At 50.8% G+C, this 21,328-nt stretch carries 17 protein-coding genes and 2 tRNA genes; 2 read left to right on the forward strand and 17 right to left on the reverse strand.

Annotation, left to right across the window (positions count from 1 at the left end):
- Window positions 1-5 precede the first annotated feature (5 nt).
- The 7 genes from LBW89_RS00600 to LBW89_RS00625 all read right to left on the reverse strand — a co-directional run bounded on the left by LBW89_RS00600 (window position 6) and on the right by LBW89_RS00625 (window position 9,225).
- Complete coding sequence (locus LBW89_RS00600; RefSeq protein WP_225038197.1) at window positions 6-782, reverse strand: ABC transporter ATP-binding protein; 777 nt, start codon at window positions 780-782, stop codon at window positions 6-8.
- Window positions 763-1,776, reverse strand: a complete 1,014-nt coding sequence (locus tag LBW89_RS00605) for an ABC transporter substrate-binding protein (protein ID WP_225038198.1) — start codon at window positions 1,774-1,776, stop codon at window positions 763-765. Before LBW89_RS00605 ends, LBW89_RS00600 begins: the two co-directional genes overlap by 20 nt.
- A gap of 373 nt (window positions 1,777-2,149) precedes the next feature.
- Window positions 2,150-2,287, reverse strand: a complete 138-nt coding sequence (locus LBW89_RS27820; RefSeq protein WP_412066977.1) for a hypothetical protein — start codon at window positions 2,285-2,287, stop codon at window positions 2,150-2,152.
- Window positions 2,288-2,422: 135 nt separating this feature from the next.
- A complete protein-coding gene (locus LBW89_RS00610; protein ID WP_225038199.1) occupies window positions 2,423-3,190 on the reverse strand; it encodes a hypothetical protein in 768 nt (255 codons plus the stop codon).
- A gap of 64 nt (window positions 3,191-3,254) precedes the next feature.
- Window positions 3,255-4,025: an aminoglycoside adenylyltransferase domain-containing protein gene (locus tag LBW89_RS00615; protein ID WP_225038200.1), complete on the reverse strand. Its 771-nt coding sequence runs from the start codon at window positions 4,023-4,025 to the stop codon at window positions 3,255-3,257.
- A gap of 334 nt (window positions 4,026-4,359) precedes the next feature.
- Window positions 4,360-7,458, reverse strand: a complete 3,099-nt coding sequence (locus LBW89_RS00620) for a X2-like carbohydrate binding domain-containing protein (RefSeq protein ID WP_225038201.1) — start codon at window positions 7,456-7,458, stop codon at window positions 4,360-4,362.
- Window positions 7,459-7,782: 324 nt separating this feature from the next.
- Window positions 7,783-9,225 carry a PLP-dependent aminotransferase family protein gene (locus LBW89_RS00625; protein WP_225038202.1) on the reverse strand — a complete coding sequence of 481 codons (1,443 nt, stop codon included), beginning with the start codon at window positions 9,223-9,225 and terminating at the stop codon, window positions 7,783-7,785.
- A gap of 172 nt (window positions 9,226-9,397) precedes the next feature.
- On the opposite strand from LBW89_RS00625, the gene LBW89_RS00630 reads away from it, so the two are divergent.
- The gene (locus tag LBW89_RS00630; RefSeq protein ID WP_225038203.1) at window positions 9,398-10,327 is read left to right on the forward strand and encodes a DMT family transporter; all 930 of its coding nucleotides are present in this window, start codon (window positions 9,398-9,400) and stop codon (window positions 10,325-10,327) included.
- Window positions 10,328-10,445: 118 nt separating this feature from the next.
- Here LBW89_RS00630 and LBW89_RS00635 read toward each other — a convergent pair.
- The 9 genes from LBW89_RS00635 to LBW89_RS00675 all read right to left on the reverse strand — a co-directional run bounded on the left by LBW89_RS00635 (window position 10,446) and on the right by LBW89_RS00675 (window position 17,516).
- Window positions 10,446-10,530: transfer RNA gene (locus LBW89_RS00635), tRNA-Leu, on the reverse strand.
- A gap of 72 nt (window positions 10,531-10,602) precedes the next feature.
- Window positions 10,603-11,529 carry a GNAT family N-acetyltransferase gene (locus LBW89_RS00640; protein WP_225038204.1) on the reverse strand — a complete coding sequence of 309 codons (927 nt, stop codon included), beginning with the start codon at window positions 11,527-11,529 and terminating at the stop codon, window positions 10,603-10,605.
- Between the two features lie 75 nt (window positions 11,530-11,604).
- A tRNA-Leu gene (locus LBW89_RS00645) sits at window positions 11,605-11,688 on the reverse strand.
- A gap of 63 nt (window positions 11,689-11,751) precedes the next feature.
- The gene (locus LBW89_RS00650; RefSeq protein ID WP_225038303.1) at window positions 11,752-12,561 is read right to left on the reverse strand and encodes a hypothetical protein; all 810 of its coding nucleotides are present in this window, start codon (window positions 12,559-12,561) and stop codon (window positions 11,752-11,754) included.
- A gap of 180 nt (window positions 12,562-12,741) precedes the next feature.
- Window positions 12,742-13,722 carry a DUF5643 domain-containing protein gene (locus LBW89_RS00655; RefSeq protein ID WP_148450294.1) on the reverse strand — a complete coding sequence of 327 codons (981 nt, stop codon included), beginning with the start codon at window positions 13,720-13,722 and terminating at the stop codon, window positions 12,742-12,744.
- Between the two features lie 35 nt (window positions 13,723-13,757).
- The gene (locus tag LBW89_RS00660) at window positions 13,758-14,738 is read right to left on the reverse strand and encodes a DUF5643 domain-containing protein (protein WP_225038205.1); all 981 of its coding nucleotides are present in this window, start codon (window positions 14,736-14,738) and stop codon (window positions 13,758-13,760) included.
- 35 nt (window positions 14,739-14,773) lie between these two features.
- The gene (locus LBW89_RS00665; RefSeq protein WP_225038206.1) at window positions 14,774-15,751 is read right to left on the reverse strand and encodes a DUF5643 domain-containing protein; all 978 of its coding nucleotides are present in this window, start codon (window positions 15,749-15,751) and stop codon (window positions 14,774-14,776) included.
- A gap of 21 nt (window positions 15,752-15,772) precedes the next feature.
- Window positions 15,773-16,972, reverse strand: coding sequence for a DUF4179 domain-containing protein (locus tag LBW89_RS00670; protein ID WP_225038207.1), 1,200 nt, complete (start codon window positions 16,970-16,972; stop codon window positions 15,773-15,775).
- The gene (locus LBW89_RS00675; RefSeq protein WP_225038208.1) at window positions 16,959-17,516 is read right to left on the reverse strand and encodes a sigma-70 family RNA polymerase sigma factor; all 558 of its coding nucleotides are present in this window, start codon (window positions 17,514-17,516) and stop codon (window positions 16,959-16,961) included. Before LBW89_RS00675 ends, LBW89_RS00670 begins: the two co-directional genes overlap by 14 nt.
- 229 nt (window positions 17,517-17,745) lie before the next feature.
- Between LBW89_RS00675 and hcp the strand changes: the two genes are divergently transcribed.
- A complete protein-coding gene (gene hcp / locus LBW89_RS00680) occupies window positions 17,746-19,431 on the forward strand; it encodes a hydroxylamine reductase (RefSeq protein ID WP_225038209.1) in 1,686 nt (561 codons plus the stop codon).
- A gap of 120 nt (window positions 19,432-19,551) precedes the next feature.
- Here hcp and LBW89_RS00685 read toward each other — a convergent pair whose 3' ends face one another.
- The gene (locus LBW89_RS00685; RefSeq protein ID WP_225038210.1) at window positions 19,552-21,327 is read right to left on the reverse strand and encodes an ABC transporter ATP-binding protein; all 1,776 of its coding nucleotides are present in this window, start codon (window positions 21,325-21,327) and stop codon (window positions 19,552-19,554) included.
- Between the last annotated feature and the right edge of the window lies 1 nt (window position 21,328).

The raw sequence follows: 21,328 nt of genomic DNA on the forward strand, positions 1-21,328 counted from the left end.
TTTATTCACCATTTCTCCTGCATTACCTTTCTGATTCTCTTCATCTGGGCAAAAAAGGCGTCACTGGCCCGCTTCTCCGCATGCTCCAACCCAAATACCGCCTCATTGTCAATCATCTCCGGCGCCTCGCTCTTGTTTGACGGGAGCACGATGACCTTCTGTCCGAGCAGAATGGCTTCGTCCACATCATGCGTCACGAACAGCGCTGTGGTCGGGTTCGCCCGCCAATGCTCCAGAAACAACTGCTGCAGCGCTTCCCGCGTCATAACATCCAGCGCGGAGAATGGCTCGTCCAGCAAAAGAATAGACGGCGCAATCGCAAACGCCCGCGCAATCGCGACCCGCTGCTGCTGCCCCCCGCTCAGGGACAGCGGATAACGCTCCCCCAGCTCCGGAATGCCCATCGCAGTCAGCCAGCGGTCAATTTGCTCCTCCCGGGCCCGCCTGTCCTGCTCCTTAGGATTAGCGATCTTCATCGCCACCCTGATGTTAGCCTTCACCGTCTTCCAGGGCAAGAGACCGTAATTTTGCGGCACCAGCCCAATCAGAACGTCCTGTCCGCGCAGGGGCTGTCCATTGAACATTAGCTCACCCCGGTATTCCGGAAGGAGGCCGGACACGGCGCGAAGCAGCGTGGATTTTCCGCTCCCGGATGGCCCAAGAATGGTGTAAATTCCATGCTCCGGCAGGGTGAAATCCACTCTCCCGAGCGCCAGTTCCCCGCTCTTGTATGCAACCTCAAGTTCCTTTACGCGCAGTCCGCTATTTTTTGAACTGGACATCGGAAATCACTTCTTCGGGGGTGATGTTTTTGGTCAGCAGTCCCTGTTCGCGGGCCCAGGCAAACGCCGCCTCGACCTCTTTGACATCGACCTGGTTGGCCGGGATATAAGCCGGCACCTCAATTTGGTCCTTCAAGGTTTCCGGGTAGCCGACCTCCTTGATCACCAGATCGATGTAATCCTTCTGGTCATGGGATTGCATGTACGCCACCGCATCGTCATAGGCCGCGTACATGGCGCGGATCGCTTCCGGCTTGGCATCAATCGCGCTTTGCGGGAAGGCCAGCACGAACGGGTTCACCTGGGCCTGCTTCGTGGAGCTAAGCACGCGCAGGCCTGACGCTTTTCCCATCGTGACGAACGGCTCCGGTAAAACCGCCGCGTCCGCTTTGTTATTTTTCAGCAGCTCCAGCCGGGTGGGAATTTGCGGCACTTCCGTTACATGGACATCCTTCTCCGTCAGACCGGCCTGCTTCAGCATCATGGCAACAGTGTACTGTGTGGAGGTGTTTTTGGACAGGATCACGGTTTTCCCCTTCAGATCCTTCACGTCCTGAATCTCGTTATTGCCGGTCAGCAGATCGAATTCCCCGAAGGTCGTGCTGGTGATTTTTACGTTCAGTCCTGCTTCATTGTAAATCGAAATGGCGACCAGATCGGCGCTCAGCCCGTCAACTTTTCCTGCTTGAAAAGCTACATCGCGGTCTTTGGCGCTTTTGAACGTCTGAATGTTCAGGTTCACCCCGCGCTTCTGATCGAAGCCCTGCTCATGGGCAATAATGAACGGAATGGCGTCAATCGAAGGCAAAAGGCCCAGCGACAGCTCCGGCAGTTCCGCCGGTGTGTTGCCCGCTGCCTCCTTCACCGCCGGTGCGTTGCCCGCGCCGCCTGTGTTGGCATTTTCCGTCTTGCTGCCGCACGCCATGCCCACTATGCTGACAACAAGCACCAGCGCCAACAGCATCATCATTTTTCTTGTTGCTCCAAACTTCATAGTTGTCTCTCTCCCCTATGTGTTCTATGTAGAATTAGTATGGCAATGTGCCTACTTTACTTAAGACGTCTTCCGCCACTTTGCGCTTTTATTCACAAAACATATTGAAAATAGGCCATATGCCCGTCCGATCGTCTCAAGTAATGTCATTTTACACCTATTACTGCATTTTGTATATTTACAAATTTAAATAGTTTGCTGTAGTTTAAACCCACATGCCGCATAAAAAAGCTCGTAACCGCCTAGGCAGCTACGAACCATCTTTGCAAAATAAGGCGGCCCGAGAGGACTCGAACCTCCACGGGAACGATTAACACTCATTATAATTTGCCCCGAAGCAACTGTTTTCTTAAATGATTCAGAATCGCTCTGTTTATCGAAGAAAATCTACGATGTCGTTATAGTCTTTAGCTTTAGCTATTTCAATCGCTGTTGATCCTTCCTTATTTCTAATTGCTTTATCCGCACCATGTTCTATAAGCAATCTCACTATTTCTAGCTCTCCAAACACTTACTCACATCGCCCTGCATTCTTCTTATTCATCGTTTCTTCTTATGTGTACTTCGTATCCTATGTCTATAATGTCCTCCAGATAGAATTTATTATGTATATCAGGAAACGACAGCTTGTCTGACTCCATCATAACTAAATAATAATATCGATTTTTCCAAACGTACTTTCTAACTTAGGTACAACTAAATCCATGAATTCAATTAGTTTCTTTGTTTTAATATAGAGCACCATGCCATCGTGCTCACCAATGTCACCGTGTTCTTCCGTATATGTAAGAAAATAATTGTACTCTTCGAGTGGTGCTCCCTGGTCCACTAGCATACAACTGAACCAAAAGTTTATTTCAATGGCTTTTACTACCTCCTCCCTTGAAGACAATTTATACCAAAGAATACGTTTTAAATGATCTGGTTTATTGTAATGGGAAAGCCAAAGGGAGTTCTCGCTCTTGATCCTTTCATTAATAAAAGATTGTGTCTCAGATGGTTCATCCATCAACTCATATATGGTGTACGATTTATAGAGAGCCTCTTTGATTTGTTGTTTTGTAGAAGAATCCACATTTTTTAAGTCTGCCGTTCTAAACTTCGTGAGCAATTGCTCCATAGTTATCTTAGGGTCAGTTACGTAAGAACTGCTCACTAAAATTTCATAGATCTTTTTTTCCATTTTTCCATCTTCGTCATATAAAATATCTGCATGGAAGGCCTCAATAAGGTCTTCTGAGATCTCATCTTTGTGCTCATCTTTGTCTCTGTCCAACTCACGGTAAGCGAACAACAATTCCTGGTTCTTCCCCCAAAAGGAAAAAATCATATCAACGATTTCACTGCACGGACCATAACCCCATTCGTATCCCACTTCAAACCTGATTGGATCCGTATGAATAAACAACTTCATGAGAATCTCCTCCATCCAACCACTGCTCCTTCACCTAAAGGGTCTGGAGTATAATGCACTATGGTTATATTGTCAATTCTTCTATTTCATTCAACATATACGTTGCGTAATTCAATAACGTTCTCTCATCAAATCTTAATTTTTCCACTTCATTGTTATTGTAAGTTGCAAGGCATTGAGCGATTACATTTTTATACTCGGACGGTACGAAGTCCAGCGCCCATTCTCCTGCCTCTTTTTTTGAAGAAATGACCGAATCTCTTACATAGTATAGAACTCTAGATAGATTTAAAACGTAATAAACAGGGTTGTGAATAATCCCCTCCAGCGCATCCTCAATATCAGATTTAATGGATTGGATATAATAGCTCTTATCTATAGGCTTTATTACGTCTTTTATTTGTTGACCAAACAGGACAATTCCACGGTGATAAGTGATGACGAAGTGAGCAGCCAAATCCGGATCTTCCCATCCCCCGCAAAAATAACCCTCATCCGTTCTGTACTTCTCTCTATGAAATGAGGAATAATGAAATTCGAAAGGGGTTGGATAGACAAAGTTAGCAGCGTATGTTTCCAAGACTACGCTTAATTCAAATCCCTTTTTTAAATTCATCTCATCTTCGATCCTGATTAAATTTCTTGCAATTTCTTTGTAGATACCGATGGGTTGTTTTTCTCTTGTAATTACCAATACATCTATATCGCTTTGAGCAGGATTAAAGCATTCCATGGCCATAGATCCGTGCAAATAAATTCCTATAAGGGTGTCCGATAATTTTTCTTTCAAAAGATAAGTCAAATGGTCCAAAACAACGGTTTGGTTCATCTCCATCTCTGCCTCCTTCATTTGGGATTGTCCTGCGTATAGACTGACATTCTATCCTATTCCTTGTTTGAGGGATCGATTCCTGTTTAATCTTGTCGAACAGTTCTCTGATTTGTTCTCAAAAGACAAAAATACACTCTCTGGCGTGCAACAAAGGATGGTTCTTCTAATCCCCTATTTTAAAACTTGCACATAACAGAGCAACGTAATCAAGCAAAAAATCCTCGGGGGATTATCCGGGAGGTAGATCAAACCTATTTTTCCTTCACATGAGAGTGAAAGAAAGAAATGGGTATGGAGGTCCCCCATACCCATTCCATTCCAGTGACACGCACCTCTCTTAAGGCTCGATGCCCCATTGCAGTTCTCCGCCTACGTATCCGGTGATTTTCAGCGTTTCGGCGTAAGCCGTGGCCACAGCGTCAAAGGAATAGTCGTCGCTCTGGCTGTAATTGCTCCAATCCGCTTTGGAAATGCGGATCTGCAAATCGACGCTCTGTCCCGGTGACAGCGTTCCGGCCGTTTCCGTAAATCCGATCTCCGCGTAATGATCGGCACCGGCCAACGCCGCAGGCAAGCGTACGAAGCGGCCGGTCACGTTGGCGCTGCCGACCTGGCTCCAGTCGCAGAAGAAATTCTGCGGTTGCTCCCCGTCAACCGTAAAGTAATACCGCAATGTGACATCCTTAAGCGGTAGAGCTTCCGTTCCGGTATTGCTCAATTTGACTCGGGGATTCAAGGTGTTAGCCGCAGGCTGCAGCGTGCCGTTAAAAGCCTCGATCCGCAGGCTGCCCGTCGTTGTCGCCGTGTCCGTGATCGTGACGTTCATCTGCGCATCGGCTCCCGAGCTGAAGCGGAAACCGAGACGCGTAACTCCCTTAGGCTGAGCGGCCAAAAATTCGCGGAGTATCGTCACCTCAGACCCGGATACGAGGTAATCCATCCCTTCCCTAAGCGGGACGGAGCCGTTGTAGATACCCGACAACGTATTGCCGTTCAGCGTCAAAGCGACGGATATGTCCGCCTGATTGTCCGGTTTTCGGTCAAAAACGGCCGAAGTTGGCGAAATCGCGGAGTTTTGTCCCGGCTGTTCCGGTTCCTCCGGTTCTCCCGGCGGCCGGGCCGTATCGCCGTATACGACCCCATATCCGTTGGTACCTATATATACCCGGCCAAAGATGCGCGGATCGCCGGAAATGGCCGTATTGGCGGAAGCATACTGGTGCCGTTCGTCGTTGATCCGTACCCAGTTGGCCCCGCCGTCATCGGACCGGAAAAAGCCCCGCACGCCCCCGATTTTGCCGCTCGTATAAAGCGCCATGATGTCCCGTCCCGGAGCGGCCTTGCCAAATCCGATAGTGCTCGCCTCCTCTACATTCGCCAGCTTCGTGAAGGAGGCGCCGCCGTCGCTGGAATGCCACAGACCGTTTGACCCACCGTCAGCGCGCCCCCCGGCGATCCAGACTTCTCCTGCACGTCCGGGCATCGCCTTCAGGTCAAGATCACCGGAGTCGGGCAGTCCTACCGCGTTGGTCTGCGTAAAGCTGGCGCCACCGTCGCGGCTGACGTAAAAGTTGCCGCCGGAGAGCGCGTAAAACAGGCCGGAATCAGCCCGGTCCGAAGCGACCAGCGCTCCGGCGGGAACGCCGCGGCTGGCGGACCAGGAGTTACCGCTGTTGTTGGAGTAGTACACACCCCTATCGGAGGTGCTCCAGACGAGATTGTCGCCGCGGGCGGACAAGGCGATCTCGCCCCCGCCGGAAGTCCCCGGCGGCTCGCTATTACCGGCATACCAGTTCGCGCCGCCGTCGCGGGAATAGCCGATCGCCTTGGCGTTCGGGGCATCCGCGCGATTGACCGAAGCGACGCGGACGATGAAGCCGGGATCGAGCTCGGCGTAATCCATATCCGCCGTCCCGCCGGGATTTGTGAACATTTTTGCCGGCGCTTGATCCAGATCGTCATGGCGGAAGCCGGTCACGTCCAACATTCCACTGAGCAGATGAGCGCCCGATGGCGGGCTGATCAGGGCCGTCACCGACGTCTCTTCAATTCCCTCGGCCATCACTTCTAAATCGATTTTACCGCCTTGATCCCAGTCCGTTAAATTGGTTGTCCCGTAAATGGTCGCCCCCGTTCCGTACATCATACGGTCGGAATTAAACGGATCGATTTCCAAATCGCCAATCATCCAGCCGAGCTTCGGGCTGATTTCCGGCGGTGACGGCTGATTCTCGAAATCGAGCCAAGGCGCGGCGGAAATGTCGTGGTTGTAACGCAAAGCACGGCCCGGATAACCGTTCCAATCCCAGATACGGCTCCAGGTCACTCCGCCGTCGGTGCTGCGGAAAATAATCGCGTCGGGCCACCAGGAGTTCAACGTAGCCACCATAACGGTTCCGGGCTTCCTGGCATCGACGGCCAGCCCGCCGTATCCGTAATAATTGTCTTCACTGCCGCTCGGAACGGGGCTGATATTCGTCCATACCCCGGTGGAGGTATTCAGCTTCCACACCTCGCCCTTTGTTCCGTCGTACGGCCCGGCGCCGTTGCTGTATGAAATATACAGATAGCCATCGGAAGCAAGTACGCCGTGATGCGGCAAATACCCGGTCGGCTGCCCCGGCACCGCTTCCCAGGTCACCCCTTCATCCGTCGATCGGTAAACGCTTTCATTTTTGTCCGCAACGCCGACATAAATCGTACGTGTGGGCTGGCCGGGCGAACCGGCGGATGGATCAAAAGTAATCCAGGCGATCCCGACGATATCGCTTTGGTATTCATTGTCTGGATTCTCTACATATGTGCCGGGATTCGGAAAGGCGTTTACTTTGCTCCAGGTCGCTCCATAGTCGCTGCTTCTCCACAAACCGTTACCGCTGCGGGCGCCGAAGTAAAGGATGCTGTTCCGGTTCGGATCAACCGCCAGCCGTTCGCCCATCGACCGGCCCGGCATATTGCCGCCGACCTTGAACGGCAGCTCCGTCTCCTCCCAGGTCTCACCGCGGTCGGCGGAGCGCAGAATGCGCCCGTTATGCGGATCCCAACTGTTCGTATACGTGCCGACTGCGAGATACAGCCGATCCGGATCAACCGGATCCGTAGCGAGCGCGTCGACGCCGCTTTTGCTCCAATCGTCCATACCTACCCAGGCAAGCAGTTGCTTCCAAGCGCCGGTGTTCTGATCCCAGCGGTAGGCGCCCCCGATGTCCGTACGAGCATAGATGAGGTTGGGTTCGCTGGCGTTGAATACGATGCCCGGTATAAAGCCGCCGCCCCCTCCGGTCTTCACCTGCTTCCACACGTAAGGTTCACTGGCCGTAAGTTCGCCGGCCGCCGCCCGCACTGGCGACGCGAAGCCGGAATACGAGGTTCCGGCGATCATAAACGCAATCGCCAGCACGGCTAGTTTTTTAAACCGATTTTTTCGCTTCCCCATTAAACAACCTCCCTTATAGTTATTGGGCTATCTCCTGGAGTCTCGATCATTTTCGGGTACAAAAAATAAGCCAATTATCGTTTTTGCGCATCCCACCTTTACCGAATATCGTTTCTGTCATCCCCCGGCAGCTTGATTCTAGATTGTTTAAATATTCCAGTTATAGATTACCTTATATTTACATATAATTCAATCTACTATATTAATTTAATATATTACCATTTTGAACAAAAAAAGATTTGCCCCGGGCCCTATCGGCTCAGAGCAAACTTATTTTGAGGATTATCTCGCTTTCAGCTGTAAACAGGTCCGCATCGGCTGCCGTTATCGCTCGAACTCGCGGACAGACCTGGCCAGTGCCGCGAGTTTCCCGATCCCGATACGGATTTGCTCCTCGTTTGCGAAAGAATAGCTGAGCCTGATTCGGGATTCCAACTTGCGCAGGGGATCGCAGATGATTCCCGGCACGAAGCTGACCGAATGACGGAAGCATTCCGCCAGCAAAGCGTCCACCGACAGCTCAGCGGGCAGCCGCAGCCACAGGTTGAGGCCGCCTTGCGGGCTGCCCCAGCTCCAGCCGGTTTCGGCCAGCGCCCGCTCCATCGTGTCGCGGCGGATTAACAGCGCGGTGCGTAGTTTCTCCAAGTGCTGTTGCAGCCGCGCGGATTCGAAACAGTGCAGGAACAATTTCTGATTGACCAGCGGCGTCCCATTGTCGGCCAACGATTTGGCGGTAACGAGCGGCTCCATCACCGAGGGCCGGGCAACCGCGGCGCAGATGCGCAGGCCGGGGGCCACGTATTTGCTGAAGCTGCGCAGATACACGACCCAGCCCTCCGTGTCGAAGGAGAACAGGGGCGGGGGCGGGGGCGCGTCAAAATAAATGTCGTGGAAGGCATCGTCCTCGACGATGAGGCAGCCGTTCTGTTCGGCCAGTTCGACCAATTGCTTGCGCTGCACCGTCGGAACTGTGTACCCGGTCGGATTGTGAAAGGTAGGGTTCATATAGAATAACCGCGGCTTATGGCGAATCATCAGTGTTTCCACCTGCTCCAGATCGTAGCCGTCTGGGTGGATGTCCACAGGCAAAAAGCGTGCTCCCTGCTGGCGAAAAATATCGAGGGCTGCGCTGTAAGTCGGACGCTCCACCAAGATCCAGTCCATCGGGCGCAGATAAACGCGGGAGAGCAAATCAATCGCCTGTTGGGCACCCGTCGTGATCATGATCTCGTCGGAGGTGGCCAGAAAGCGATGTTTCCGTAGAAAGTACCGGCTTAACAATTCGCGCAATTCCTCATCCCCTTGAACGGACGAATACGTGCCTAGCAACTTAGGATAACTGTCGAACACCTGCTTCACGTATTCCGACAAGAACAAATTGGGCAGCAGCGTCGGATCAATCAGTGCCTGGGAAAAGTTGTAAGCGGACGAAACCCGGTGAATATCTCCCAAATGATTTCTCAAATATGCGGGCACACTTAACCGCGTGTTGGTCCGGTCGTTGGACCCCGTATCGCCGCCAAATGGATTGCCGCTGACATAATAGCCGGATTTCTCGCGAGCGTATACAATCCCGTTCTGCTTCAGCATCTGATAAGCCCGCAGAACAGTCAGCCGATGGATATGAAATTCCTTGGCAAGTAACCTTACTGAAGGCAACTTGTCATGAGCTTTCCATTCTTCCCGTTCAATCCGGTCAATGATGTAATCGTAGACCCGCCGAAACAACAGCCCGGTGCTATCTCGCGGACGCAGTGCTTTGCTCATCTATTTTTCCTCCTTCTTCATACGACTGCACCGCGTGCACCGCATTTTTCCTTGCTCTACAGCACATTTTATCCCAACTTCTATAGATACAGCAATCTGTTCTAATATACGTCGTCTGTTCTATTCCCGGCCGTGTATGATAGGTTTTAACAGCGAAAGGGGAGAAAACAGCGTGATCATTTTCAATTATATCGTCGTGTGTCTCGTGTTCGGGACTACTTTTCTGGCTATCAAGGTGGGGATGGATGCCGCTGCGCCGCCGTTCTTCTCGGCAGGGACCCGGTTTCTCGTTGCCGGTCTGGTGTTGTATCTGTTGATGGTTCTGCGAAAAAAAGCCAGCTTCACTCTATTTCTCCGTAAGGAGATGCTGCTTTCGGGGATCGGTCTGACCTTCGGTACCTTCGCTTGCTTGTATTGGGGCGAGCAGTACATTTCTTCAGGTATCGCCGCCGTTCTATCAGCGACGGGGCCGCTGATCATCCTCGTTCTGCAGGCGGTGCTGTTGAAGCAGAAAGGGGGCCCGCTGTCCGTGATCGGGGTCTTGGTCGGATTGGCCGGGGTCGCTTTGCTGGTGCTGCCTAGTATAACAGTATCTACCGGGAAGTGGTGGGTCATCGGCTGCCTGGTCGTGTTGCTCGGCGAAGTGTTCTATTCTGCGGGTACGCTTTACTCGAAGTGGGTCACTGAGCTTCTTTCGGAAGTGTCGCCAATTGCGCTTAATTCGGCTCAGATGATCTACGGCGGGGCGCTGCTGCTGCTCCTGTCCGCTTTGACTGAGCAGGTGGAAATCGGCAATATGCTACGCCCGGCAGCGCTGGGGTCGCTGCTTTATTTGATTGTGTTCGGTTCGATGATTGGACATAGCTTGTTTTACTGGCTGGTGGCCAAGACGAATCCCGTATTTCCGTCCACCTGGCTATACGTTTCTCCGCTGATCGCGCTTACCATCGGCGCGCTGTTCTATGGTGAAAGCGTCAATTGGGTATCCGTGGCGGGAGGTGTCACGATTATTGTCGGCACGATTCTTACCAATTGGGACAACCTTAAGCCTCTACGGGCTTACCCGTCAAAGGTAACAAAAAATGAGCGAGATCCATGCTAATGGATGTCCGCAGATTTCTTCAGTTCAAGTGATGAGCAGCACTTACAGATTCCCAATATGCAAAAAGCCCCTGAATTATCCGCAAGGACAATTCAGGGGCTCTTTCATTCTTATCGGATGCGGTCGAGAGGACTCGAACCTCCACGGGGGGTTAGCCCACACGGACCTGAACCGTGCGCGTCTGCCAATTCCGCCACGACCGCGTTTTCGTTGTGCTGAATTCGCAGCAACGAAATTTATAATATCATGCATCCGCAAGAGAGTCAACAAGCAAATTAATCGGCCATTAATGATTTGACGATATCGTACCGAAAGTTGGCCGCCGCTTCGACCTGCCGGAACCCTTCCTGCAAATACAGATTTTTGGCCCGTTCGTTCTCGGCATTCACGCATAGCATCGCTTGAGAATAACCGCGCTCAACCGCAAACGCCATGGCGGCTCTCAGCAGCACTCTTCCGAGCCCTTTTCCTTGGTATTCGGGAAGAAGTCCAAGCGGCCCGATGTTCATGGTCGGCGCCCCCTCAAACTCGTCATCCGCCCCGCGAACGATGCCTACGGCACGTTCCCCATGGTACAGCATCAGCATTCCGCCCTTCAGGTTATCGTCTTCCGCAGCCATTTGCGCCACCATTTCCGGAGTGACCGGCATTTCATTCCCTTTTAGCTTGGCGAAAGCCGCATTGCGGACCTCCGCCCATGCCTCCTCATCCCGCCCGGCTCGAAAAGCTTCCAGCCGATATCCGTCAGGCACCCGGAAAGTAGGCTTTTCCAAATCGTGATGAGCCAAAATAAAGGCATACCGCTCCAGCTTGAAATCCAATCTCTCCAACAGCTCCATCGCTCTCACTTGCAGGGTCGGCACAAAAATAAACAGCTGGTCGAGCCCTTCCCCGTGCCGCACAATCGACTTCAATAGTTGCTCGTATAGCGTTAGGTCCTCCGCTTCGGTATGAAATATCCGGAACCTTCCCCGGCGCCCCTTGCGGTGATAAGCATCCTTGATGAGCGAGGCCGCTCCAACGAGGTCCCCTGCCGAATTCAGCGCAATATAAGTAGGATGGTCTTCATGAATGGCAAAGTCCCGCAAATCCTCTTCATATAAAAACGAATCATCCACGTCCTTCCGGTGCTTTCTGCAATAGTCCAAAAACTCCCCAAGCTTCTCCATACCCAATGCTTCAACGCTCATATCCTTCATCATCCGACTCCGTCCTTCCCGGTCAAAGCTATTAAAAAAACTCCAGATCATCTCTGGAGTTTACAAGGCGGTGTATGATGCGGTCGAGAGGACTCGAACCTCCACGGGGGTTAGCCCACACGGACCTGAACCGTGCGCGTCTGCCAATTCCGCCACGACCGCGTTTTTTCGTTGTGCAGGAAGCGCAGCAACGAAATTTATAATATCATGTCTTCTTAAAAAGAGTCAATACATATTATTTTTAATTTTATTATCCCTGCATTCCTCAGGCGTCGCCAATTTCCGTATCTCCTCGCTAAGCCTTTCGTTTACGGGGTAAACACTCTCCAAAAAGTTCAATATCGCCAGCGCCGATTCCGGGACGTGCTCATAACCGAGCAGCATCCCGCCTAAAAGGGTGGCAAAACGCGGAAACCTTTGTTCAAGTCTGCGTTCGTTCCCGAAAGGATCCGGGAAATGATCGTTTTCTTTTTCAATCAGATGTAATACGGATAAGATCGAACCGATCGCGCTTCCCTGCACAAACCGGAGCGCGGACAATTTTTCGCCCCTGGCAAACCGGCAGAGGCCGACATACAGATTGGTTAAAGCTTCATTGATCGCGTAAGCAAGCTCCTCCTGTCTTGAATCGGGGATCAGCCTGTCATTCGCAAGGGGAACTTCAACTTCCTCCTTTCGCGGATGTTTCCAGACGATTCTTCCGCCCCGATACGGAATGTTATCCAGCTCCCTCGCCTCAAATACCGCGTACTCCCCATAAATGCCGTCCCGGAACATGATCTTGTGGCCGTCCACCGTGTTCATGAACGAATAAGCCAAAGGATAAACGTCCTCCAGCCAATCCAGGTTGTTCAAAAATCGGGCTTTACGGCCAGGCTCCACGATCACAAAAAAATCCAGGTCCGAATATTCGTCCAACCTTCCCAACTCCGACCCGACCGACCCCAAGCCCAGCAGCAGCAAGGCGCCGTCCTTCCCTTCCAGCGAGTTTCCGATTTCCTCCAGCCGGTTCAGCAGCAGTTCCCGTCTTTTCATGTGCACCAAGCAACCTCCCTTTCATTGACAAAATAGAAAGGGCCCACCCTCGCATGAAATACGAGGATGAACCCTTGGGTTACATTGCCTTCAATTTATAACAGAAATATCATAGCGTATGAAGAATGTCAAGTAATACATATCAGCCCCTTAAATGGAATTCGGGAATGAGTGATGAGGTTATCTCACCTTTACCGTCATTTCCAGTTCTTTTATCTCTTGTTTCACGATCTCGCCGTTTTCGTCCAGTTTAAACGCTCCGCTTGTTGCGCCCGGCTCCGCGTATTCGGGTTTGAAGGCCTTCATCGTAATCGACTTCACGTTTTTTCCCAACGGGCCGAGCAGGCAATTGTAGTACATATCGCCGGCTTTGTTGTTCTCGTCGGTACCAAAGCTCGAAAGATCATCCAACCGGTTGCCTTGATCATCCACAAATTCATACATGAAATCGGAAGGCTTGCCCTTTTCAAAGCCTTTCTCGATCAACTGAATTCGGGTTGAGGTGGAGGTTGCGTTTAATTGGCTCAGAACAACGGTACGACTGCCCAATTTTTTACTTACATTCGGCTTCAAGACAATCGGTTTAGCCGTGCTTTTTTGCATCGAGAGGTCAAAAGTATAAGGCTTATCCACACCTTCCAGGGTGATCTTCGCCGTCAGTTTGAACTTGTTCGGGAAGGTATACTGTTGTCCGCCAAGCCAGGAGGGGTCGGACATTTGAAGGACAGCCTGATCCGGCGTATTTCCCTTAATCTTCCTAAAGGTCGGTCTTTTGCTCATCGTGCCGCCCCCCAGTTCATAAATGTCTTTTCCGTCAATGAAGATCCGGATATCTTTGATTGCGCCCTTCTCCCAAAGCGTATCCTGGGTCTTTTCGTCAAATTTGGAGTCGGTGATACCGCCGACCAAATTTTTGCCGCTGCGTTTCAGGGAAATTTTAATATAATTTCCGTCATAGAACGCCTCGCTCACACCGAGTGTAATGCCGTTCTGCGTAAGCTCCGCCGCTTTTCCCGCCTTCTGCGCCGCGGCGCTGTAAGCTGCGGAAGCCTTTCCGGCCGCCGAAGCATGGACGTCCGTTGCTGCCGTCACCCATCCCGCTCCACCAAGAAGCATCCCGGCTAGTGCGGCGGTGGTCATCACCTTATAAACCTTCTTCATCTTAAAATCCTCCGATTCACGTAATTTCAATTCAACTACTTCACCTTTACCGTCATTTCCAGTTCTTTTACCTCTTGTTTCACGATCTCGCCGTTTTCGTCCAGTTTAAACGCTCCGGTTGTCGCTCCGGGTTCCATATATTCGGGTTTGTAAGCCTTTAATGTAATTGACTTCACGTTTTTTCCCAACGGGCCGAGCAGACAATTGTAGTACATATCGCCGGCTTTGTTGTTCTCGTCGGTACCAAAGCGCGAAAGTTCATCCAACCGGTTGCCTTGATCATCCACAAATTTATACATGAATTCGGAAGGCTTGCCCTTTTCAAAGCCTTTCTCGATCAACTGAATTCGGGTTGAAGTGGAGGTTGCGTTTATTTGGTTCAGGACGACGGTACGACCGCCCAATTTTTTACTTACATTCGGCTTCAAGACAATCGGTTTAGCCGCGCTTTTTTGCATCGAGAGGTCAAAAGTATAAGGCTTATCCACACCTTCCAGGGTGATCTTCGCCGTCAGTTTGAACTTGTTCGGGAAGGTATACTGTTGTCCGCCAAGCCAGGAGGGGTCGGACACTTGAAGGACAGCCTGATCCGGTGTCTCTCCTTTACCACCAAACATGGCCGGTCTTTTGCTCATTCTGTCTCCACCCAGTTTAAAAAAATCTTTGCCATCAATAAGGATCTGGGTATCTTTGATTGCGCCCTTCTCCCAAAGCGTATCCTGGGTCTTTTCGTCAAATTTGGAGTCGGTGATGCCGCCGACCAAATTTTTGCCGCTGCGCTTCAGGGAAATTTTAATGTAATTTCCGTCATAGAACGCCTCGCTCACACCGAGTGTAATGCCGTTCTGCGTAAGTTCCGCCGCTTTTCCCGCCTTCTGCGCCGCGGCGCTGTAAGCTGCGGAAGCCTTTCCGGCCGCCGAAGCATGGATGTCCGTTGCTGCCGTCACCCATCCCGCTCCACCAAGAAGCATCCCGGCTAGTGCGGCGGTGTTCATCACCTTATAAACCTTCTTCAACTTAAAATCCTCCGATTCACGTAATTTCAACTCAACTACTTCACCTTTACCGTCATTTCCAGTTCTTTTACCTCTTGTTTCACGATCTCGCCGTTTTCGTCCAGTTTAAAGAGTCCGCTTGTTGCGCCCGGTTCCATAAATTCAGGTTTGTAGGCCTTTATCGTAATCGACTTCGCGTCTTTCTCCAGAGCACTCAGCACATAATCTTCGTACATATCGCCGTCTTTGTTGTTCTCATCGGTGCCCATTCCCGAAAGAGTTTCCAGCTTACGCCCTTGATCATCCACAAATTCAAACATGATGTCGGAAGGCTTGCCCTTTTCATAGCCTTTCTGAATCAACAGAACACGGGTAGAGGTCGAAGTCAGATTCAATTTGCTAAGGTTATAAGTCAGCTTGCCCGATGTTTTCGTTAAATTCGGCTTCAGGACTATCGGGGATCCCGTGCTTTTTTGCATCGCCAGCTCAAAAGTGTACGGTTTCTCCACGCCTTCCAGGGTGATCTTGGCGGTCAATTTGAACTTGTCCGGGAAGGCATATTGTTGACCGCCGAGCCAGGAAGGATCGCTTAATTCAACGATAGCAGCGTCTGGCGTAGGTCCTGGCCGCCAACCCAGGCTCGGTCTTTTGCCGAGAGATTCTCCACCGATCGTATAGATGTCTTTGCCGTCAATAAAGATCTGAATAGCTTTGATTGCCCCCTTCTCACGGATATATTCCTGGCTCTTTTCATCAAATTTGGAGTCGGTGATACCGCCGATTAGTCCCTGACCGCTGCGCTTCACCGAAATTTTGAGGTAATTCCCGTCATACAGCGCCTCGCTTACCCCAAGCGTAATCCCGTTCTGCGTTACCTCAGCCGTTTTTCCCGCCTTCTGCTCCGCGGCGCTGTAAGCTACGGAAGCCTTTCCGGCCGCCGCTTGGGCGTCCGTTGCTGCCGTCACCCATCCCGCTCCGCCAAGAATCATTCCCGCCAACGCGGCTGTCGTCATCACTTTATATCCTTTTTTCATTTTTTAAGCCCTCCAGATTTTTTAATTTTGAAGATCATATAATTTTTCCAATCCGGTCCGATCCACCGGGATAGTGATTTCCAGTTCTTTTATATAATTTTTGATAATTTCGCCGTCAGAATCGAGTTTGAATCTTCCCGAAACCGCCCCCGGGATCTCCATCTCAGGCAGGAACGCTTTAATTGTTACCGATGCCGGCACATCGGTAAATCGGTCGAACAAAAATTCGCTGATCATTTCGTTTTCGCCCTTGAATACCCCCACGCCGCTCACATGATCGAGTTCCCTGCCTTGATCGTCCCAAACCTCAAAGATCAGATGATGTCTTAAAAGCCTGGCCGCTTTATCACTGGATAGGACGCTCAGCCTTACTTTGGTTGTGATCGGGGTGAACTGGATTTGTTCAATCGTAACCTTGTTTCCTTTCCACTCCCTTGTATCCAGGGGAGATAGCGCCAGCGTATCCGCATTTTTACGAATGGGAAGTTCAAAAGCAAAGGGCTCGGAAATGCCCTCCAGCCGGAATTCGATATTCAACTGAAACTCGTCCGGTAAAATGGGGATTTCGTCCAATGTCGGAAAAGCGGTCAGTTCGTAGATGGCTGAATTCCGGTCGGGAGTCTTCTCCCCCCCCCAGTGGAGTTTTCTTCCGCCCCCAAAGTCATAAATCGATTCCCCATCGATATATACGTCAACCGAATTAATCGCACCCTCGGGATAAATCTCCGGCTTCCCGTTCCCGGTAAATTTGGCGTCACGAATCCCGGCGGCGAACCCTCCGCCTTCGCGCGTTACGGCCAAAGATAACCGGGTTCCGTCATAGACCAATTGCGGAATGCGGAGCGTGACTCCCTCATGGGTCACGCTGGCATCGAGTTTAGCCGCAAGTCCTCTTTCGTCTGCCGTCCGCAGCCCCAGATCGCCGGCCAGCTTGAAAATACTGCCGATCAGCGGAATATTCTTCATCGATTCCGCCATCGCCGGCGAGACCATGGCGCCGCCCAGGCCGCCGACCAGAATGATCGCGGCGGCTGAGGCCGCAACCAAGGCAATCCTGCGGGTCTTGCGGAACCCCGGGGTTCGGCCGCTTCTGTCCTGCATCGGAAGGTCGGCCAAGGAGGCATAGACTTCATCCTGCCGGCGGCGGACGATTTCGGGAACCTCGGGCAGCGGTTCTTTGCCGATTTCCCGCAGTTCTTTTTCAACATCACATACTTTCATAAGCCAGCTCCCCCTTCCGAATTTGCTTTACTTCATCGGCCAATATGCCCCGGGCTCTGTGCAGGCGCGCCCTTACGGCTCCGTCGGAAATATCCAGCACACTGGCGATCTGTTTGATCGGCAAATCCTGATAATAAAATAAATGGATAACGATCCGCAGAGATTCATCCAGATTTTCCACAGCTTCCCGAAGATCGAGCCTGCGGCTGTCTTCGTAATAAGGCGCCGAGCGATCCGTTTCAGCAATCTCCGGCAACTCCGCCATAACGACGGTTCTTTTGCGCATCCGCAACAACTGGTTACACTCGTTGATTAAAATGCGGATAACCCAGGTTTTAAAATATTTTGGCTTTCGCAATGTCGACATTGATTTATACGCCTTGAGCGTCGTTTCCTGAAACGCATCCGCACAGTCTTCATCACGTCCCACAATGGACTTCGCCAAGCTGTACAGTTCGGGTTCCAGCCTCCGGAACAGCCGGATAAACGCCTCACGATCTCCCCGCTGCGCTCGCTTGACTTCCAGTTCCATATCTTGCTGCACGAATTTCATCTCCTTTTGAGGGCCCTCTGTAAGATTAGATGGACCACTACATCAAAATGTTATATTAGCGAAAAAAATATTTTGTCATCTTGGAGAAAATTGTTCTCTCCCCGCTACGCCCTCGTAAAAAAAGTGATTGAAATCACCTGGCCGTCTTGCCGCTGGCGTTATGCTTCTGGATGTCAGGTATATGCTTCCACTATATTTTTCCATAGGAGGTTGTTTTAAGATGACCACATCCGCATCCCCTGTTGGCACCCAGCAGCCATCCATGTTTTGTTTTCAGTGTCAGGAGTCGGCCGGAGGAACCGGCTGCACGATTAAAGGCGTCTGCGGGAAACCGCATGATGTCGCCAACCTGCAGGATTTGCTGATCTATGTATTGAAAGGCATATCGTTTCTTTCGATCGGGCCACATCTCCCCGATGCGTTGGAGCGGCAGGTGTCCGTCTTTATCATGGACTCGTTATTTGCTACGATTACGAACGCCAATTTTGACCGCGACGTGTTCATCGCCAAAATCCGGGAAGCGCTCGCGCTGCGGGCCGACGTCCGAAGCCACTGGGACGAACGGCACTCCGGCGACGGCGCTGTGCTTCCCGATGCCGCGGTTTGGCTGGCTGACGACGAAGCCTCGTTTGACGCCAAGGCTAAGCAAGTCGGCGTCCTCGCCACAACCGATCCGGACATCCGCTCTTTGCGCGAACTGCTGACATACGGCCTTAAAGGTATGGCCGCTTATACGTATCATGCACTTCACCTGAACCATGCCGATGCGAACATCGATTTGTTTATGCGCCAGGCCCTCGCCGCCACTCTGGACGATTCCTTAAGCGCGGACGATCTCGTCGCTTTGGTCATGGAGACGGGCAAATTCGGCGTGGAAGCCATGTCCTTGCTCGATCGGGCCAATACCGGAACCTATGGGCATCCGGAAGTAACCCGGGTGAATATCGGCGTTCGCAACCGGCCGGGCATCCTCATCAGCGGGCATGACTTGAAAGACTTGGAGGAATTGCTGCGGCAAACCGAAGGTACCGGGGTCGATGTGTACACGCACAGTGAAATGCTGCCGGCCCATTACTATCCGGCCTTCAAGAAATACGAGCATTTCGTCGGCAATTACGGGAACGCCTGGTGGCAGCAAACGACGGAATTCGCCGCGTTCAACGGGCCGATTCTGATGACCACCAACTGTATCGTCCCGCCAAAATCCAGCTACATCGACCGGATCTATACGACCGGCAACACCGGATATCCCGGCGTACGGCATATTCCGGAAGGCCCGGAAGGGCAGCCGAAGGATTTCTCGGAAATCATCGCCCACGCCAAGCGGTGCAGCCCGCCAACCGAGCTGGAGAACGGCGAAATCGTCGGCGGCTTTGCCCATCATACCGTGACCGGGATCGGCGATCAGGTCGTGAATGCCGTGAAGACCGGCGCAATCCGGCGCTTTTTCGTCATGGCCGGCTGCGACGGACGGATGAAGTCGCGCAATTACTACACGGAATTCGCCCGGGAACTTCCCGGAGATACGGTCATTTTGACCGCCGGGTGCGCGAAGTATAAATACAACAAGCTCGATTTGGGTGAAATCGGCGGGATTCCCCGCGTTCTGGACGCCGGACAATGCAACGACTCCTATTCCCTGGCCGTCATCGCTCTGAAACTGAAGGAGATTTTGGGCCTTGAGGATATCAACGAGCTGCCGATTTCGTACAATATCGCCTGGTACGAGCAAAAAGCGGTGATCGTCCTGCTCGCCCTGCTCTACCTCGGCGTCAAAAACATCCACCTGGGTCCGACGCTCCCCGCGTTCCTTTCGCCGAACGTGGCCAACATCCTGGTTGAGAAATTCGGCATCGGCGGGATTACGAACGTCGAGGACGATATGAAAATGTTCCTGGGCGCGTAACAGCCAATCATTCTATTATGCGGTAGGCACAAAGAAAAGGCTACGATGAATGGAATCATCGTAGCCTTTCGGTTTGAAACGCCCGTTTACTTTGCCGCTCAACACGCCAAGCGCCTGCAATTACTCAACCATATACCACTTTCTCTGGGATTCAAACATTTTTTTATATTCGCCATCCCTACTAATAAGTTCACTGTGCTTGCCGTCCTGTACAATCCTGCCGTCCTTTAATACGATAATTCTATCGGCGATCCGAACCGAACCCAACCTGTGAGTCACGATGATTGCGGTTTTGTCTTGGCAGATTTTCGCAAAATCGTTATAAAGCCGTGTTTCCTCCAAAGGGTCAATAGCTGACGTGGGTTCATCCAAAATCATCAAATCACTATCCCTGAATAATCCGCGTGCAATAGCGATCCGTTGCCATTGACCGCCGGATATCTCTGTCCCGTCAAAATTGCGCCCGAGCATCGTGTTTAAACCGCCCCTATAGCTTTCGTCTTTCATAATCACCCCCGATTTATCGCAAATATCCATGAGCATCGCTTCGTCTGTAGGCTTGTCCATCTGACTTATGATCAAATTTTCCCGCACGGTCATATTATATTTGCAATATTTTTGAAACACAGCGGACGTATGATCATAACTCAAATTTTCAACAGGCATGTCTCCATAAGTAACTTCTCCTTTAGACGCCTCATATAACCCCATAATTACTCTGCATAATGTTGTCTTGCCGCTGCCGTTTTCACCGACGATCGCCAAAGTCTGGCCGCTGGGTATCGTTAAACTGATATTATCCAAGGCCTCCTTGTCAGTGATTGGATAGCTGAAACTTACATTACTCAATTTAATATCAACTTTTTGAGGCCTTGGCATCCTTTTTTCAGGTTCATTCCTCTCATTGACGAAGTCCAAGAAGTTTTCAACAGTTCCCACATTTTCGGATGCCCAACCGATCCTTTCGGAAACTAGTTCGCTCATAAAACTATAAAGTCTGTAAATCGAGGCCAGTACGGCCGCAAACGCCCCAACGGAAATTTCTTGATTCATGACAAATATAAAAAGCATATAGATGATCATGCCGTAACCTATGACAGTTACAATATCCAAAATCAGATTTAGCAGATTTTTTTTAAGCTGAGCTATAAAAACAAGCCGATTTAACTTTTTGAGAGAAGAGGTGTACAAATTGGTAAAGAAATCCGTTGCCCCAAGCAGTCTCGTCTCTTTAAAGAACTCCTTGTCTGTCATGCATCTTTCATATTTCTCATACTCTCTTCGGATCGGAGCCGATTGTTCCTCCAATTTTTTAAACGAGAGGATTTGCGCAAACTTAGAAAGAACACAGGGGATGAAGACGATCACAATACTTAGACCTAGAATAGGTTTTAGAGTGAACAGATACCACCCCATAAAACTAAAATAAATCGTATAGAAAAATACCAAGTCCAAAAGAGTTAAACATACCCAAACCAAGTTTTGGCTTCCTGTTATAGCTTTATTGATAAAGTCCAGACGATGAGTGTCCTCAAATTCAACCACATTTAATCTATCTATACTTTGATGAATGAGTCCGTTCGTTCGTTTTCCAACGCTTTTATTGAGAATGAGTGCATGGCAATTATCCACCCCGTTCATTAGTTGACATAGTGCATACGGCAATCCCATACCCATTAAATACAAAATAACGGTGCCCAAATCGATTTTCTCCGCAACGAAATTTTGAGCCGCGTCAAAAAACTTTTGCATGAATACTACTTGCAGAGCCCATGACGCACCGTGAACGGTTGTAAAGAAAACATGCAACAAAAACATGGAAGGATTCGCTTCAAACATGATTTTTATGCCCTTAAGGCTGTTGATTAAAAAGCCTTTACTCTTCATTTTTCCCATA

The organism is Paenibacillus sp. alder61 (assembly GCF_020179875.1).
In the GTDB taxonomy this organism is placed as follows: Bacteria; Bacillota; Bacilli; order Paenibacillales; family Paenibacillaceae; genus Fontibacillus; species Fontibacillus faecis.

What these genes read in the sequence shown, in the direction of transcription:
- LBW89_RS00625 (WP_225038202.1), bottom strand. Translation starts at nt 9,225, where the DNA reads ATGAGCAAAGCACTGCGTCCGCGAGATAGCACCGGGCTGTTGTTTCGG.
- LBW89_RS00655 (WP_148450294.1), bottom strand. Translation starts at nt 13,722, where the DNA reads ATGAAGAAGGTTTATAAGGTGATGACCACCGCCGCACTAGCCGGGATG.
- hcp (WP_225038209.1), top strand. Translation starts at nt 17,746, where the DNA reads ATGACCACATCCGCATCCCCTGTTGGCACCCAGCAGCCATCCATGTTT.
- LBW89_RS00665 (WP_225038206.1), bottom strand. Translation starts at nt 15,751, where the DNA reads ATGAAAAAAGGATATAAAGTGATGACGACAGCCGCGTTGGCGGGAATG.
- LBW89_RS00685 (WP_225038210.1), bottom strand. Translation starts at nt 21,327, where the DNA reads ATGGGAAAAATGAAGAGTAAAGGCTTTTTAATCAACAGCCTTAAGGGC.
- LBW89_RS00640 (WP_225038204.1), bottom strand. Translation starts at nt 11,529, where the DNA reads ATGATGAAGGATATGAGCGTTGAAGCATTGGGTATGGAGAAGCTTGGG.
- LBW89_RS00605 (WP_225038198.1), bottom strand. Translation starts at nt 1,776, where the DNA reads ATGAAGTTTGGAGCAACAAGAAAAATGATGATGCTGTTGGCGCTGGTG.
- LBW89_RS00650 (WP_225038303.1), bottom strand. Translation starts at nt 12,561, where the DNA reads ATGAAAAGACGGGAACTGCTGCTGAACCGGCTGGAGGAAATCGGAAAC.
- LBW89_RS00610 (WP_225038199.1), bottom strand. Translation starts at nt 3,190, where the DNA reads ATGAAGTTGTTTATTCATACGGATCCAATCAGGTTTGAAGTGGGATAC.
- LBW89_RS00670 (WP_225038207.1), bottom strand. Translation starts at nt 16,972, where the DNA reads ATGAAAGTATGTGATGTTGAAAAAGAACTGCGGGAAATCGGCAAAGAA.
- LBW89_RS00620 (WP_225038201.1), bottom strand. Translation starts at nt 7,458, where the DNA reads ATGGGGAAGCGAAAAAATCGGTTTAAAAAACTAGCCGTGCTGGCGATT.
- LBW89_RS00600 (WP_225038197.1), bottom strand. Translation starts at nt 782, where the DNA reads ATGTCCAGTTCAAAAAATAGCGGACTGCGCGTAAAGGAACTTGAGGTT.
- LBW89_RS00615 (WP_225038200.1), bottom strand. Translation starts at nt 4,025, where the DNA reads ATGGAGATGAACCAAACCGTTGTTTTGGACCATTTGACTTATCTTTTG.